This window comes from uncultured Phenylobacterium sp. (assembly GCF_902826855.1).
Taxonomy (GTDB): domain Bacteria; phylum Pseudomonadota; class Alphaproteobacteria; order Caulobacterales; family Caulobacteraceae; genus Phenylobacterium.
This window is the reverse complement of the sequence record NZ_CADEGK010000128.1, coordinates 1-13,648: the sequence shown is the minus strand read 5'-3', so window position 1 is coordinate 13,648 and position 13,648 is coordinate 1. Positions and strand designations below refer to the sequence as shown.

20 protein-coding genes are annotated in these 13,648 nt (G+C 68.6%); 9 read left to right on the top strand and 11 right to left on the bottom strand.

Annotated features, from left to right (window positions below; all coding sequences use genetic code 11):
* Window positions 1-71 precede the first annotated feature (71 nt).
* Together QZV94_RS16660 and QZV94_RS16655 are read left to right on the top strand one after the other, a co-directional pair.
* Window positions 72-317 carry a hypothetical protein gene (locus tag QZV94_RS16660; protein WP_293679180.1) on the top strand — a complete coding sequence of 82 codons (246 nt, stop codon included), beginning with the start codon at window positions 72-74 and terminating at the stop codon, window positions 315-317.
* A gap of 55 nt (window positions 318-372) precedes the next feature.
* Window positions 373-1,263, top strand: a complete 891-nt coding sequence (locus tag QZV94_RS16655) for a pirin family protein (RefSeq protein ID WP_293679178.1) — start codon at window positions 373-375, stop codon at window positions 1,261-1,263.
* Between the two features lie 15 nt (window positions 1,264-1,278).
* On the opposite strand, the gene pgsA is transcribed toward QZV94_RS16655, so the two are convergent.
* Complete coding sequence (gene pgsA / locus QZV94_RS16650; protein ID WP_293679176.1) at window positions 1,279-1,896, bottom strand: CDP-diacylglycerol--glycerol-3-phosphate 3-phosphatidyltransferase; 618 nt, start codon at window positions 1,894-1,896, stop codon at window positions 1,279-1,281.
* Window positions 1,897-2,046: 150 nt separating this feature from the next.
* Between pgsA and QZV94_RS16645 the strand changes: the two genes are divergently transcribed.
* Window positions 2,047-2,304, top strand: a complete 258-nt coding sequence (locus tag QZV94_RS16645; protein ID WP_293679174.1) for a GlsB/YeaQ/YmgE family stress response membrane protein — start codon at window positions 2,047-2,049, stop codon at window positions 2,302-2,304.
* Between the two features lie 9 nt (window positions 2,305-2,313).
* Here the strand turns inward: QZV94_RS16645 and QZV94_RS16640 are convergent, their stop codons facing one another.
* Together QZV94_RS16640 and QZV94_RS16635 are read right to left on the bottom strand one after the other, a co-directional pair.
* On the bottom strand, window positions 2,314-3,390 hold the full coding sequence (locus QZV94_RS16640) for an NADH:flavin oxidoreductase (RefSeq protein ID WP_293679172.1): 1,077 nt from the start codon (window positions 3,388-3,390) through the stop codon (window positions 2,314-2,316).
* A gap of 16 nt (window positions 3,391-3,406) precedes the next feature.
* Window positions 3,407-4,042, bottom strand: a complete 636-nt coding sequence (locus QZV94_RS16635) for an SCE4755 family polysaccharide monooxygenase-like protein (protein ID WP_293679170.1) — start codon at window positions 4,040-4,042, stop codon at window positions 3,407-3,409.
* A gap of 92 nt (window positions 4,043-4,134) precedes the next feature.
* On the opposite strand from QZV94_RS16635, the gene QZV94_RS16630 reads away from it, so the two are divergent.
* Entirely contained in the window at window positions 4,135-4,620 is a 486-nt protein-coding gene (locus QZV94_RS16630) for a GNAT family N-acetyltransferase (RefSeq protein WP_293679168.1), read from the top strand.
* Window position 4,621: 1 nt separating this feature from the next.
* On the opposite strand, the gene QZV94_RS16625 is transcribed toward QZV94_RS16630, so the two are convergent.
* From QZV94_RS16625 to QZV94_RS16610, 4 genes are all read right to left on the bottom strand, one after another.
* Window positions 4,622-4,744: a hypothetical protein gene (locus QZV94_RS16625; RefSeq protein WP_293679166.1), complete on the bottom strand. Its 123-nt coding sequence runs from the start codon at window positions 4,742-4,744 to the stop codon at window positions 4,622-4,624.
* Between the two features lie 126 nt (window positions 4,745-4,870).
* On the bottom strand, window positions 4,871-5,530 hold the full coding sequence (locus QZV94_RS16620; protein WP_293679164.1) for a glutathione S-transferase family protein: 660 nt from the start codon (window positions 5,528-5,530) through the stop codon (window positions 4,871-4,873).
* Complete coding sequence (locus QZV94_RS16615; protein WP_293679162.1) at window positions 5,527-6,045, bottom strand: SRPBCC domain-containing protein; 519 nt, start codon at window positions 6,043-6,045, stop codon at window positions 5,527-5,529. Before QZV94_RS16615 ends, QZV94_RS16620 begins: the two co-directional genes overlap by 4 nt.
* Entirely contained in the window at window positions 6,029-6,382 is a 354-nt protein-coding gene (locus QZV94_RS16610; protein ID WP_293679160.1) for a helix-turn-helix transcriptional regulator, read from the bottom strand. The genes QZV94_RS16615 and QZV94_RS16610 overlap by 17 nt, the downstream gene beginning before the upstream one ends.
* A 235-nt stretch (window positions 6,383-6,617) precedes the next feature.
* Here QZV94_RS16610 and QZV94_RS16605 point away from each other — a divergent pair, with 235 nt between their 5' ends.
* Window positions 6,618-7,397, top strand: a complete 780-nt coding sequence (locus QZV94_RS16605) for a calcium-binding protein (RefSeq protein ID WP_293679158.1) — start codon at window positions 6,618-6,620, stop codon at window positions 7,395-7,397.
* 45 nt (window positions 7,398-7,442) lie between these two features.
* Here QZV94_RS16605 and QZV94_RS16600 read toward each other — a convergent pair whose 3' ends face one another.
* On the bottom strand, window positions 7,443-8,144 hold the full coding sequence (locus QZV94_RS16600) for a M23 family metallopeptidase (RefSeq protein ID WP_293679156.1): 702 nt from the start codon (window positions 8,142-8,144) through the stop codon (window positions 7,443-7,445).
* 262 nt (window positions 8,145-8,406) lie between these two features.
* Between QZV94_RS16600 and QZV94_RS16595 the strand changes: the two genes are divergently transcribed.
* The 4 genes from QZV94_RS16595 to QZV94_RS16580 all read left to right on the top strand — a co-directional run bounded on the left by QZV94_RS16595 (window position 8,407) and on the right by QZV94_RS16580 (window position 12,071).
* A complete protein-coding gene (locus QZV94_RS16595; protein ID WP_293679154.1) occupies window positions 8,407-9,045 on the top strand; it encodes a TetR/AcrR family transcriptional regulator in 639 nt (212 codons plus the stop codon).
* Window positions 9,042-9,902: an HlyD family efflux transporter periplasmic adaptor subunit gene (locus QZV94_RS16590; RefSeq protein ID WP_293679152.1), complete on the top strand. Its 861-nt coding sequence runs from the start codon at window positions 9,042-9,044 to the stop codon at window positions 9,900-9,902. Before QZV94_RS16595 ends, QZV94_RS16590 begins: the two co-directional genes overlap by 4 nt.
* A 100-nt stretch (window positions 9,903-10,002) precedes the next feature.
* Window positions 10,003-10,935, top strand: a complete 933-nt coding sequence (locus tag QZV94_RS16585; RefSeq protein WP_293679150.1) for an ABC transporter ATP-binding protein — start codon at window positions 10,003-10,005, stop codon at window positions 10,933-10,935.
* Window positions 10,932-12,071: an ABC transporter permease gene (locus tag QZV94_RS16580; protein WP_293679148.1), complete on the top strand. Its 1,140-nt coding sequence runs from the start codon at window positions 10,932-10,934 to the stop codon at window positions 12,069-12,071. Before QZV94_RS16585 ends, QZV94_RS16580 begins: the two co-directional genes overlap by 4 nt.
* Here QZV94_RS16580 and QZV94_RS16575 read toward each other — a convergent pair.
* The 3 genes from QZV94_RS16575 to QZV94_RS16565 all read right to left on the bottom strand — a co-directional run.
* Entirely contained in the window at window positions 12,068-12,436 is a 369-nt protein-coding gene (locus tag QZV94_RS16575; RefSeq protein WP_293679146.1) for a response regulator, read from the bottom strand. The two genes, QZV94_RS16580 and QZV94_RS16575, sit on opposite strands and share 4 nt — an antisense overlap.
* Window positions 12,437-12,546: 110 nt before the next feature.
* A complete protein-coding gene (locus QZV94_RS16570; protein WP_293679144.1) occupies window positions 12,547-13,152 on the bottom strand; it encodes a sigma-70 family RNA polymerase sigma factor in 606 nt (201 codons plus the stop codon).
* 96 nt (window positions 13,153-13,248) lie between these two features.
* Window positions 13,249-13,648, bottom strand: a 400-nt coding sequence (locus QZV94_RS16565) for a sensor histidine kinase (RefSeq protein WP_293679142.1), incomplete at its 5' end; no start/stop codon positions are given.

The window sequence follows — 13,648 nt, the reverse complement described above, 5'->3', positions numbered from 1 at the left end:
AGAGGATCTCGCCGGGGTGAAGCCAACGGCGCGCCATTGACCCCGCCGCCGAACCGGCGCGTGAAGGGTCCATGGCCAAGGAAACCGTCTACATCGTCCAGTCCTACAAGGCCGGGCGCGGCAAGTCGCTGAAGGCCGAGCAGCAGGTTGGCTGCAAGACCGCCGAGGAGGCCCGGCGCAAGGCCGAGCGGCTGGGCCCGCTGCGGCCCGCCGTTGTGGCGTTCTCAGCCACGGCCGACACCGAGATGGGCGACTACGACGAGAACCCGGTCATCCTGTTCCGCTCCGGGCCCCTGCCGCATCCGTTCTCGGAGTAGAGGAGGATGACGCCGGTCGCCGCCGGCGCTAACCTCGGTTGCAGAAGAAGCGACCATGATCGAACTGATCATCGACCAGCGGCGCAAGGACCTCGGCGGTTTCGAGGTCGGCCGCGTCCTGCCCTACGCCAAGCACAGGATGGTCGGGCCATTCGTGTTCTTCGATCACATGGGCCCCGCGGCCTTCCAGCCGGGCTTCCCGCGCACCGTCGATGTCCGGCCGCATCCGCACATAGGGCTGTCGACCGTCACCTACCTGTTCGCCGGCGAGATCACCCATCGAGACTCGACGGGCGTCACCCAGGCAATCCATCCGGGCGAGGTCAACTGGATGACCGCCGGCTCGGGCATCACCCACTCCGAGCGTTTCGAGACCCTGCGCGCCGAGGGCGGAACCATGCATGGCATCCAGGCGTGGGTGGCGTTGCCGACGGCGATGGAAGAGACCGATCCGTCCTTCGCCAACCATGGCCCGGCGGACCTGCCCACGTTCGAGGACGCCGGGGTCTGGGCGCGGCTGATCGCCGGCAGGGCGTTTGGAGCGGAAGCCAAGGTCAGGACCCTGTCGCCCTTGTTCTACCTGCATTGGCGGCTGGGCGCCGGCGCCACGGCCGAACTCCCGGCGGAGTATCCGGAACGGGCGGCCTATGTGGCGCAGGGCGAGGTCGAGATAGACGGCCGCCGCTTCCAGCCCGGGCAGATGATCGTATTCGCGCCGGGCAGGCCGGTCCCGATCACTGCCGTGACCGCGGCTACGGTCATGCTGTTGGGCGGCGAGCCCGTCGGTCCGCGCTTCATCGAGTGGAATTTCGTCTCCTCGTCCAAGGACCGCCTGGAGCAAGCCAAGGCCGACTGGCGCGCCGGGCGCATGAAGCTCCCCGACGCCGACCACGAGGAGTTCATCCCCCTTCCGGAGCCTTCGCCTTCGGCCAATCCGATGTCGTGAGCGGCGCGTAGATCGCTAGGCCAGCGCCTTGCGGGTCTGCGTCCAGTACTGCCAGCCAGTGATCACGGTGACGACCGCGGCGACCCAGAAGAGGCCATGCGCCGCCCACTCGAATCCTTCGCGGAATTGGGTGCCGTCCGGGAGGCTGAAGGCGCCCCAGGCCGCCACCACCAACTCCATCGTCAGCGCCGTGAGCTGCAGGGTGGTCTTCCACTTGGCCAGCAGGGTGACCGGCAGCTTCACGCCCTTGGCGGCGCCCACTTCGCGCAGGGCGCTGACGGTGAACTCGCGGAAGAGGATCAGGCCCGCCGGCAGGACGACATACGGCTGCGGCCCCAGCGTCAGCAGGCCGAGGATGGCGCCACAGACCAGCACCTTGTCGCCGATCGGGTCGAGGATCGCGCCCCAGACGCTTTCCGCATCCAGCTTTCGCGCGAGCCAGCCGTCGAAGAAGTCGGTCACAGCGGCCAGGACGAAGGCGTAGACCGCCCAGCGCTGCAGCGCGAACTGCTGGTCCGGCTCAAGGCGGTTGGAGAAGTAGGGCACTGCCCCAGCCGCGGCCGCGAACGCCACGAACATGAACAGCGCCATGATCAGGCGCGAGCCGGTGAGGATGTTCGGCAGGGACTTCATGCGAGACCGAGCGTCCAAGCTTGAGCTTTGTTCCGTCGAGCTTAGCCGTTTCGTACGCCGACCACACCCCCGCTATGCCGAGCCAGCGGCGCCATGCAACTTCCCTGCGACTCCGGCATTTCGGCTCCCACGTATTGGAGGAGAAGCGAGATGAGTGGTGTTGGGATTATCGGCGCAATCCTGATCGGCATCCTGGCCGGCTGGATCGCGGAGAAGGTCATGCGGCGCAACCACGGGCTGCTCATGAACCTGGTCGTCGGCGTCGTGGGTGCGTTCCTGGGCAGCTTCCTGGCCACGACCCTGAACCTCGGCATCGGGTCGGGCGTCATCCCCAGCCTGATCGTGGCCACCGTGGGCGCGATCCTGCTGCTGTTCATCGTCGGCCTGGTCCGGGCCCGCCGCGCCTAAGCCGCGCCGTCAGGCCGGGATGACGAAGTTGTCGAAGGTCGCCACGTAGCGGATGAACCGGGCGCCGAGCCCCTCGCTTGCGAGGTGCTCGGCGCTGACCGGCAGGGATGCGGGCTCGAAGCCCGGGTCCCGCCTGGCGCGCATCGGCCAGTCGTGGTGCAGGATGGCGGCTCGCCCGATCAGCACGAAGTCTGCGCCCGCTTCCAGCAGTCCGGCCGCCACCACCGGCGTCATGATCTTGCCGGCCACCCCCAGCCGCACCCCGTGACGCGGCAGGTCGGTGAACCACGCGAACAGCGGGCGCTCCTGGAATCCGGCCTCGACGGGGGCCTTGTTGGCGTCCCAGAGGGACAGGTCCAGCCAGTCGAGTTCGCCACCGGCCATGACCTCGGCGGCTAGGTCGCGCACCTCTCCCAGCCTCATGCCGTAGCGCTCCGGCGAGAGGCGCAGTCCTAACTGGAAATCGGTCCGGCAGGTCCGGCGTACGCCATCGATGATCTCGAGGGTCAGCCGGGCGCGGTTCTCCAGGCTGCCGCCGTAGCGATCGGTGCGCCGGTTGTCCTCCGCCGACAGGAACTGGGCCAGCAGGTAGCCGTGGGCGCCATGCAGCTCGACGCCATCGAACCCCGCTTGCTCCGCCCGTCGGGCGCCTGCGACGAAGTCTTCCACGAGTTGCTCGACCTCGGCGGTGGTCAGGCCCCGCGAGCCGCTCTCGGGATCATCGGACGGCCCCACGGGCTGCGGCACCGATCGCCGCGACGCGCGGTAGCCGGCGTGATGCAACTGCAGAGCCGCCAAACGTCCGTGCGACTTGATCGTGCGGGCCAGCCCCGACAGTCCTTCCACGTGGTCGTCCGACCAGATGCCGGTCTGGCCCTGGCCGCCCTTGCCCTGGGCCTGGACGTAGGAGGCCGAGGTCATCACCCCGCCAAAGCCGCCCGCGGCGCGCATGTCCAGCCAGCGCACCTCGTCCTCTGTCACCCGCCCGTCCGGCAACGCCTGGTCGCTGGTCATCGGCGACAGCATCAGGCGGTTGGCCATGGCCGGGCCGCGCAGGAAGGTCAGGGGCGCAAAGAGGTCCGTCATGGCCAAGGCTTCAGGGTCAGTTCTTGGCTTTCGCCTTGCCCTTTGACTTGCCTTGTCCCGGCCAGCCCTTGTCGATCGCCATCGTCGGGTCAGCCGTGATCTTCAGGTCGGCGCAGTGGTGGTAGCTGAATCGGCCGGGGTTATTGACGCCGTGATCCTCCATGAACTGGAGCACCTGGAGCGTACAGTGGTCGCAGTTGATGTTCGGGATCCGAACATCGGTCTCGAACTCCGTGGTCGGGCGCGTCCGATGCTCCCAGAGGCCGTCGACGAGCACCGGCGGCTTGGGGTTCTTGTCTATCTTGCCGGAGACCGACCACGGACCGCGTGGCGTATCACGGGTCGTGTCCTCCGGATCGCCCGGCAGCTCCGCGCGGTCCAGGACCGACAGCGCGAGGCGGTAGTAGCCCGGATGATAGATGGTCTCCTTGACCTTGATGTGCAGCATCGAGCCGCCCTTGAGTTCCGTGACAGCGCCGGTCGGCGTGCCCGGCTTCTCGGCCGTGACGCCGCACGGTTCCGCTTTCTGAGGATCACCCAGCACGTTCTCCACAATCGCCGACTTCGGTTCCTGCAGGATGAAGTGGGCGGGTGCGGCGGCCGGGGCAGCGAGGGCCATCACGCCGATCGCGGCGGCCATGCGGATTTTCATGTGGGTAGCTCCCCCGTTGCTAGCGATGGCGAAAGGGCCACGGCGACCGGCGTGACGTAGCGCTGAAGCGCCGCCATGGCTAGCGTGCGCGGATGCATGCCCAAGTCATCCTGCGCGCGGCCCGGCCGGCCGACGCCGAGGCGCTGAAGGCGGTGCTGCAGGACACCCTGCAGAGCACCTGGCTTCCGCAGCTCACGCCCGCCGCCGCCCGCGCGGTCCGCGACGAGGATCGGCCGAGCGCCTATGTCGCCGCGCGGGGGCTGGCATTCTGGGTCGCCGAGCGGGCCGGCGAGGTGGTCGGACTCGTCGACTGGGAGGGCGACTTCGTCAACGCCCTGCACGTGCGGGCCGCCGATGCCCGGAGCGGGATCGGCGGCCAGTTGATGGACCTGGCCGAACGCGAGATCGCGCGAGCGGGCTTCGCCGCAGCTAGACTGGAAACGGACACCTTCAACGTGCGCAGCCAGGCGTTTTACGCCAAGCGCGGCTACGTGGAGGCCGGCCGGTATCCGGACGAGGAATGGAACAGTGGACTGACCACGATACTGCTGGTCAAGCCGCTGACGCCCGCGACCTAGACTAGAACGGCGTATAACCCGTCGAGACCAGCGCCAACGTGACCAGGGCAAAGGCGGCGCTGAACACCAGCAGCGCCACCGCCCAGGGCGATGGACGGGACGCTGGGGACTTCGGATCGGTCATGGCCCTCACCTGCAACACGCCAACTGCAGCAAGGATCAGAGCTCCGCCTTGAACCGTCGATGAACGGCGGCGTCAGGATGATTGACCGATCGACAATCCCTGCCGTCGCCGCGCGCGCTCATCCCATCAGGCCGGCTCGGGGACCGGCTCATGGGCGGCGAAGGCGGCCAGCTGGTCGGCCAGCGCCTTCTGGAACGCGGGCCGCGCCTCACACCGCGCCAGGTAGGGCCCCAGCACCGGATCGGCGGTGATCAGGTCGGTGTGACGCAGGTTTCGCAGCACAGTCGCCATCATCAGGTCGCCGGCGGTGAAGCGGTCCTCCAGGTATTCGCGGCCGGCAAGCCGCTTGGCGAGCGCATCCAGCTTGAGCTTCAGGAAGGCCACCGCGCCGGGGCGACGCTCCTTGGCCCATGGCTCGTCGGTGTGGAAGATGTCGATCTCGACCAGCGCGCTGATGGCTGGCTCGACCGAATTGAGGGCCGCAAGCACCCATTGCGTCATCCTGGCGTGGCCCGCATCGTCGGCCGGACACAGGACGGGCGACCGCTCGGCGATCCGCAGCAGGATGGCCCCGGTCTCGAACAGCGTGAGGCCATCCTCCTCGATCACCGGCACCTGGCCCCAGGGCTGGATGGCGCGGTAGGCGGCCGTATCCCGGTCGTCCAGACCGATCAGCTTCTCCTCGTAGGGAATGCCGGCTTCCTCGAGCGCCCAGCGGACGCGCAGGTCGCGAACGACGCCCTGGGCGAACGGCGGCACCCACTTGAAGGCGGTGACGGTGATCATGGCTTGTCTCCTTGGGCAGAGGTTTCGGCGTAGGCCTGCTGGCGGTCGAGCACCTGGCTCCAGCCAACGACGTGACTGTCGCGCCGCTCGACGCTGGTGAACGGGGCCTGGTGGAAGGTCTGGATGGTCGCCCCCTGCTCCTCGGCGAAGGTGACGGTGACAAGGGTCTCCACTCCGCCGGCCGGGCCGGTGTCCCAGGTGAAGGTGAAGACGATGCGCCGGTCTTGCTCGATCTCGCGGAACACACCGCCGTGCCAGCTCTCGCCGGTGTCGGCCGAGGCGATGCACGCGCGCCAAGCGCCGCCGGGGCGGAAATCCTGCTCCAGGCGCCTGCAGGTGAAGTCCTTCGGGCCCCACCACCGCGCCCGGCGTTCCACGTCCGACCAGAGGCTGAACACCAGCGAGACGGGCGCGTCGAAGGCGCGGACCAGGAACAGCTCCTCGTCGGGAAGCGAGGCCGCGTGGGCGGGCGGGGTCGCGATCCCCATGCCTGCGGGCTCAGTGCTTGCGGCCATCGGGATCCCCTTTCGTGAGGTCTGCGAGGTAGGCGTCCATCCGGTCGAAGCTGCCCTCCCAGAAGCGCCGGTAATGCGCGAGCCAGGCGGCGAGGTCCTTCAGCGGCCCCGCTTCCAGCCGGCAGGGCCGCCACTGCGCCTCGCGGCTGCGAGTGATCAGGCCGGCAGCCTGCAGCACCTTCAGGTGGCGCGAGACGGCAGGCAGGCTGATGTCAAAGGGCCCCGCCAGCTCGTTCACCGTCGCCTCTCCATCCGACAGCCGCGCCAGGATCGCCCGGCGCGTCGGGTCGGCCAGAGCCGAGAGCGTGGCGCTGAGCGGGTCGATCGACGGCGTCATTTAACCGACTCCTTAATTAATGTTTCTGTTAAATATGGAGAGGCTTCGAACGTCAAGGCGAAAAGGACAGCTGGAAAACGAAAAAGCCCGCCGACAGACGCCGCGGCGCCCCCGAATGGGGGAGGCGCGCAGCGCGCGGCGCAGGCACTGAACGCAGTGGCGCGGACATCCGCGTCTCGATCCGGTCCCAAGGGGGGCCGGCCCGACGCGTCATGCGGTCCAGTGGGAGTAGCTCTTGTCCAAGATTTCGTACAATCCAGGTTCCAGCACCGTCACTTTCAACGACGTCGCGGCCCTGACGATCGGCGCGACGACGATCGTCACCTCGAACGCCACGACACTGGCGCTGCAGACGACGGTGTCCGGCTTGATCAACGGCACGCTCGACGTCGTGTTCGGCGGCAACTTCACTCTGCTGGGTGGCTTCCCGACGGGCGGAGAATTCACCAGCCTGCGCGTCGACCTCAACAGCCAGACGCTGATTTCGATTACCGACTTCGTTCTGCCTTACGGCCAGGGCGCGCCGGACTTCAGCGATCTGTCGGTGTTCCTGGGCGGCGCGGATGAGCTGACGGGCTCCGCCCTGAACGATGTGGTCTCGGGCTTTGCCGGCGCCGACACCGCCAACGGCGGTGCGGGCATCGACATCATGAACGGCAACCAGGGCAACGACACCATCTCCGGTGGCGACGGGATCGATGTCGTGCGGGGCGGCAAGGACAACGACAGCGTCTCGGGCGGGGCGGGCGACGACTTCGTCTCCGGGGACCGGGGCTCGGACACCCTCAGCGGCGGGACGGGCGCCGACCTCTTCCACACCTTCGCCGGCGCCGGCCTGGACCGGGTGACCGACTTCAGCCGCGCCGAGGGCGACCGGGTGTTGGTGCTGGGCAACCAGTACACCGTCAGTCAGTCGGGCGCGGACGTGCTCATCGACCTCGGCAGCGGCGACCAGATGGTGCTGGTGGGCGTCCAGCAGTCGAGCCTGACAGACGGCTGGATCATCAGCATCTGATGCATCGGCCGCGGCGGCCGGTGATCGCCGCCCCGAGGGCGCGCGCTAGTCGGCCGCTGCGGTGGTGATGACCCGGTACTGCGCGGTGATCACCTCGGTCGCGTCGACATGGCGACCGCGCTGGTCGAGGATCTCCAGGTGCACGTGGTTGGTCATGCCACGCGGATACTTGCGCTGCAGGGAGCGGGCCGCGCCGATCGGGTGGCCGAGGGCGACGGTCTCACCGACCTGCACCTTGGGGGTCACATAGAAGACCCGGGCTGCATAGCGCAGGGCCGGGTTGGTGATCTCCACGAACTTCAGCGTCTCGTCGCCAGCGTAGGCGTAGCCGATCTTGGTGACGTACCCGGAGATCGGGGCCTCGACGGTCTGTCCGGCGTCGGCCTTGAAGTCGACGCCCTCGTGGCGGCGTGAGCCCCCGTCGCGACGAGCGCCAAACTCGCCTTCCCCGTAGGCGTCGTGGCCACGGGTGTGCTGGCCCGTGGGATTGGCGAAATCGGCGCGTCCATCACCATCAACGTCGGCGCCCTCCCAGACGAGCGTCGGCTCGGGCTCCGGCGCCGGCGCCGGCGGCGCGACCGTGGCCACAGCCCGCTCGACGGCGGTGGAGATCCGCGCCCTGCCCTCCAGCCCGGTCAGCGGCGCGGCGGCGGCGGCGGTGGCGGTGACGGCGGCGAGGAGGGTCAGGACCTGCAGGAGTCGATCGGCGACAAGCTCGCGGAGACGCAGACGAACGTCGGGGAACATCGGTAGCCTTACTCAACGATGCGCCTTGCCGGACTGACGCCGGGCTTCAGGGCGGATTTGACTGGGGCGTCACGCAGACCGCGACGAGCGACTGGGTCCTGGCTGCGGACCGGGGCGGAAAATGGGCGCCCGCGGTAAATTAACCATGTTTCCTGGGGTCATCGCTGCAGATTCGGGCGCTTTAGCCGCAGCTTCAGAACGGCTTGCAAAACCCTGTTCTTCATATTAATAACCGACTGGTCAGTTATTAATGGAGAGCCCGATGGACGCTGGAGCTCCGAAATTCCGCCGCCGGAAGGCCGATCGGCCCGCCGAGATCGTGGGGGCGGCGCTGGCCGTGTTCGCTGAGAAGGGGTTTGCCGCGGCGAAGCTGGACGAGATCGCGCGCCGGGCCGGCGTCTCCAAGGGCGCGGTCTACCTCTACTTCGAGACCAAGGAAGATATCTTCCGCGCCGTGGTCGGCCAGGCGATCGCTCCCAACGTCGCGACGGTGAAGGCCATGGTCGCCGCCCATCCGGGTCCGCTGGGCGACCTACTGCGCGGCGTCGTGGCCCACGTGGCGAAGCTGGTCGAGACGACGCCGGTCGGCGGCGTCCTGAAGATGGTCGTGGCCGAGGCCGGGAATTTCCCGGAGATCGCACGGGTCTGGCACGACCAATTGGTTTCACAGGCTCTCGGCGTGGTGACCGCCGCCATCGAGGCGGCGCAGGCGCGCGGCGAGGTGAAGCCGGGTAGCGCGCGGATCTACGCCATGGAGCTGATCTCGCCCTTGGTGGTGAGTTTGATCTGGCGTGAGACCTTCGTGCCGGTGGGTGCGGAGCCCTTCGACATCCCCGCCGTCATGACCCAGCACGTCGAGACCCTGCTCTGCGGCATGCTGACCGAAGGAGCGCGGGTATGAACCGTCAGCGGATACTGGTGGTGGGCCTGCTGGCCGGCGGGGCGGCGATTGTCGCCGCCTTGGTCTGGGTCCCACGCATGGGCGGGGCAGACACGCTGTCCGGCTACGTCGAGGGCGAACCGCTGTACCTGGCGGCGCCCGTGGCCGGGACGGTGCGGACCGTCAGCGTGCGGCGCGGCCAGGAGGTGACGGCCGGACAGCCGCTGTTCGTGGTCGACCCCGCCCAGGTGAAGAGCGCCTACGAGCAGGCCGCCGCCGAGGCGCAAGCCGCCGCGGCGCAGGCGCAGGACGCGCGCAAGGGCCAGCGGCCGGCGGAGCTGGCGGTGTTCGAGGCCAATATCGCCGCCGCCGAGGCCCGTGCCCGCGACGCCCGCGCCGACCTGCGCCGGGTGCAGCCGCTGGTGAGCCAGGGCTGGTACGCGCCGGCGCGGCTGGACGACGCCAAATCGGCCGCCGAGGCCGCCGACGCCCAGGTGCGCGCGGCCCGCAAGCAGCGTGACGCAGCGCTGCTGGGGGCCCGCGAGGATCAGGTTCAGGCCGCCGACGCGCGGGTGGCCGTGGCAAATGCGGCGGTCAGCGGCGCTGGGGCGCGGCTGGGCGACGTGGCGCCCCGCGCGCCCGGCAAGGCGCGGGTCGAGGACGTGTTCTTCCACCCCGGCGAATGGGCGCCCGCCAACCAGCCGATCCTGAGCCTCTTGCCGGACGAGCGGATCAAGGTCCGGTTCTTCGTGCCGGAGCGAACGCTGTCGGCCTACCGCGTCGGCCGCAACGTGAGCTTCGCCTGCGATGGCTGTCCGAAAGGGTTGACGGCGCGGATAGAGTTCGTCGCCCCGCGGCCGAGTTCACCCCGCCCGTGATCTACAGCCGCTCTGCCCGCGACCGACTGGTCTATCTGGTGGAAGCGCGCCCGGCCGCCCGCCTCAACCCCGGCCAGCCGGTGGATGTGGAGCCGTTGTCGTGAGCCCGCCGTCGGCAAACTGGGCCATCGACGTTCATGACCTGAACAAGAGCTTCGGCGACAAGCATGTGGTCAACGACGTGACCATCCAGGTGCAGGCTGGGCGCATCTGCGGCTTCCTGGGCCCCAACGGCTCGGGCAAAACCACGACCTTGCGGATGCTGTGCGGGCTGCTGACGCCTGACAGCGGGTCGGGCCAGGCGCTGGGCTACGATATCATCGCCGAGGCCGACGCGGTGAAGCTGCGCACCGGCTACATGACCCAGAAGTTCTCGCTCTACGAGGACCTGACCATCGCCGAGAACCTGCAGTTCACGGCCCGGGTCTATGGCCTGGACCGCCGGCGCGAGCGGGTGGACGCGGCGTTGGAGCGGCTGGGGCTGGCGAGCCGGCGGGGGCAGCTGGCCGGGACGCTGTCGGGCGGCTGGAAGCAGCGGCTCGCGCTGGCAGCGGCCACCCTGCACGAACCCAGGCTGCTGCTGCTCGACGAGCCGACGGCCGGCGTCGATCCAAAGGCGCGGCGGACCTTCTGGGACGAGATCCATGCCCTGGCGGCCGAGGGCCTGACGGTGCTGGTCTCCACCCACTACATGGACGAGGCCGAGCGGTGCCATGAGATCGCCTACATCAGCTACGGCCGGTTGATCGCCCGCGGGACGGCCGAGCAGGTGATCTCGGCGTCCGGCCTGGTCACCTTCCACGGCGAGGGGCCTAATGCCGACAAGCTGGCCCACGAGCTCGGCAAGGCGCCAGGCGTGGACACCGCCGCGGCCTTCGGTGCGTCGATCCACGTCAGCGGCGAGAACCGTGCGGAGCTGGAAGCGGCGATCGCGCCCTACCGCGGCCAGGGCTACCGCTGGGCCGAAGCCGCGCCGACCTTGGAGGACGTGTTCATCCAGCTGATGGACCGCAGCCAGGACAATGTCCCATGAAATCCGGGGGCTTCTCCCTAAACCGCGTGACGGCGGTGCTGATCAAGGAATTCAAGCAGCTCACGCGGGACCGGATCACCTACGCGATGATGCTGGCGATCCCCGTCGCGCAGCTGATCCTGTTCGGCTACGCGATCAACACCGAGCCGCGTCACCTGCCCACCGCCGTGCTGATCCAGGAGGACAGCCGCCATGCGCGCTCGATCGTCGCGGCGCTGGAGAATTCGCGGTACTTCGACGTCGTGGCGCAGGCCCGTTCGCCCGCCGAGCTGGATCGGCTGCTGCGGACCGGGCAGGTGCAGTTCGCGGTGACCATCCCCGGGGACTTCACCCGCCGGGTGGCGCGCGGCGACAAGGCCCAGATCCTCGTCGAGGCGGACGCCACCGATCCCTCGGCCACCGGGCCCGCGGTGGCGGCGCTGGCCGCCCTGCCCGACCAGGCGCTCCGCCACGATCTCACCGGCGCGCTCGGGTTGCAGGGTCAGCCTTCGGCGCCGTTCGAGGTGGTCGTCCACCGCCGCTACAACCCCGAGGCCATAACCGCCTACAACATCGTACCGGGCCTCCTGGGCATCATCCTGAGCCTCACCCTGGTGATGATGACGGCGTTGAGCGTCACCCGCGAGACCGAACGCGGCACAATGGAAACCCTGCTGTCGACGCCGCTGGAGCCGCTGGAGGTGATGGTCGGCAAGCTCGCGCCCTACGTGATGGTGGGGCTGATCCAGACGGCGATCATACTGGTGATGGCCGCGACGCTGTTCCGCGTGCCGATGGGCGGCGGTTGGATGGGCTTGGCGGCGGGCGTCGCCCTCTTCATTACCGGCTCGCTGGCGCTGGGCTTCCTGATCTCGACGGTGGCGCGCTCACAATTGCAGGCCATGCAGATGAGCTTCTTCTACATCCTGCCGTCGATCCTGCTGTCGGGATTCATGTTCCCGTTCCGCGGCATGCCGGCCTGGGCGCAGTGGATCGGCGAGGTGATCCCGGTGACGCACTTCCTGCGTGTGGTGCGGGGCTCCCTGCTCAAGGGCCAGGACCTGGGCGACCAGTGGCGCGAACTGGCGGCGCTCACGGCTTTCGTCTGCGTGGTCACGGCGCTGGCCATGGCGCGCTATCGCCGAACCCTGGACTAGGCAGCAGCGGCCATCAGACCCGAGAGCGAGCTGACGATGGCCGCCCAGGTAAACGGCTTGGGCACCATGAGGCTGTGGGGAACGCCCATACTCAGGAAGTCGTGGCCGGCCGCGCCGGTCACATAGACGACGGACAGGCGCGCGGTGAGCGCACGCCCTACGTCGGCCACCTCCCAGCCCTTGAGGGCGCCGCCAAGGTCGATATCGGTTATCAGTCCGTCAAACGAAGCGCCCGGGTCGCGCAGGCAGGCGCAGGCCGACGGCCCGTCGGAGGCGAGGACGACGTCGTAACCTGCGGCCAACAGCGAGGCCTCGCCGTCCAACTGCAGAACCACATCATCTTCGACGTAGAGAATTCGAAACATGCAGACTCCCTCGGGCGGGAGCACAGTGTCTCTCAGCTGCTGCAGGCCCATGGGTTGTCAGCAATCCGGGTACAACTGACGGCGGGCGGGTTCGATCCCTCAGACGGCGATCAGGCGGCAATGGGGGCGGTGACCGGGCTGTCGCGATGGGCGCTCTGGTACTGCGCCAGGATGTTCGCCATGGCCCGGCTGGGCCGGACGTCGTCCTTCGGGATTGAAGCCTCCGCGAAGATCAGGGCGAGGCGATCGCGAGCACGGCTGACGCGGCTCTTGATGGTGCCGACGGCGCAGTCGCACATCTGAGCCACCTCCTCGTACGAGCAACCGCCCGCGCCGACCAGAATCAGGGCCTCGCGCTGCTCGTCAGGCAAGCACATCATGGCGCGCCGCAGCTCGTCGAGTTCGATGATCGAACCCGGGTCGGATGTCGCCCGCAGGGTCTGCTCGGCCATTTCCTGGTCGAGCGGGACGCTGCGCCAGGACCGGCGTTTCTCGGAATAGAACTGATTGCGCATGATCATGAACAGCCAGGCCTTGAGGTTGGTGCCCGGCTGGTAGCTGGCCCGCGCCGACCAGGCCTTCAGCAGGACTTCCTGGGCCAGGTCGTCGCCGGCGGTGGCGTCACCGGTCATGGTGCGGGCGAAGGCGCGCAACCGCGGGATGAGGACGGTCAGTTCACGCTGGAACGCCGCGCCGTCTGTGTGGTCGAGGCCCATCGTGTCGCCGCTTTCGTACCCCGAGGCACGCTCGCCTCGGTACAGTAACGCTTCGGTTCCCCATAGGGTGCATCGGATGTCAGTTATTTCTGCGATTCAGGCGGCCGTGGAGGCGCGAGCGGCGAAGGATGCCCGGGTGATCGAGACGCTGTGGCCAGGGCTGGCGTCGCGCACCTCCATGCGGGCCTCCAACTGCTTGACCAGGGCCGCGACGATCACCGTGCCCAGGCCGCCCTTCGCGTCTGGGCCGGCGCGCGCCTTGCCCACGCCGTTGTCCGCGACCACCAGCCGCCAGTCCGCGCTTTCGCTCTCGTAGGTGACCTGCACCACTGCACGGGCTTTGCCGGCGGGAAATGCGTATTTGAGCGCATTGATCACCAGCTCGGTGACGATGAGGCCGATGCTGACCACCTGGGCCGAGGCCAGTCTGCCGTTGTCGGCGACGACCTTGAGCTTGATGGGGTTGTCCTCTCCGATCATCGACGTCGCCAGGCTG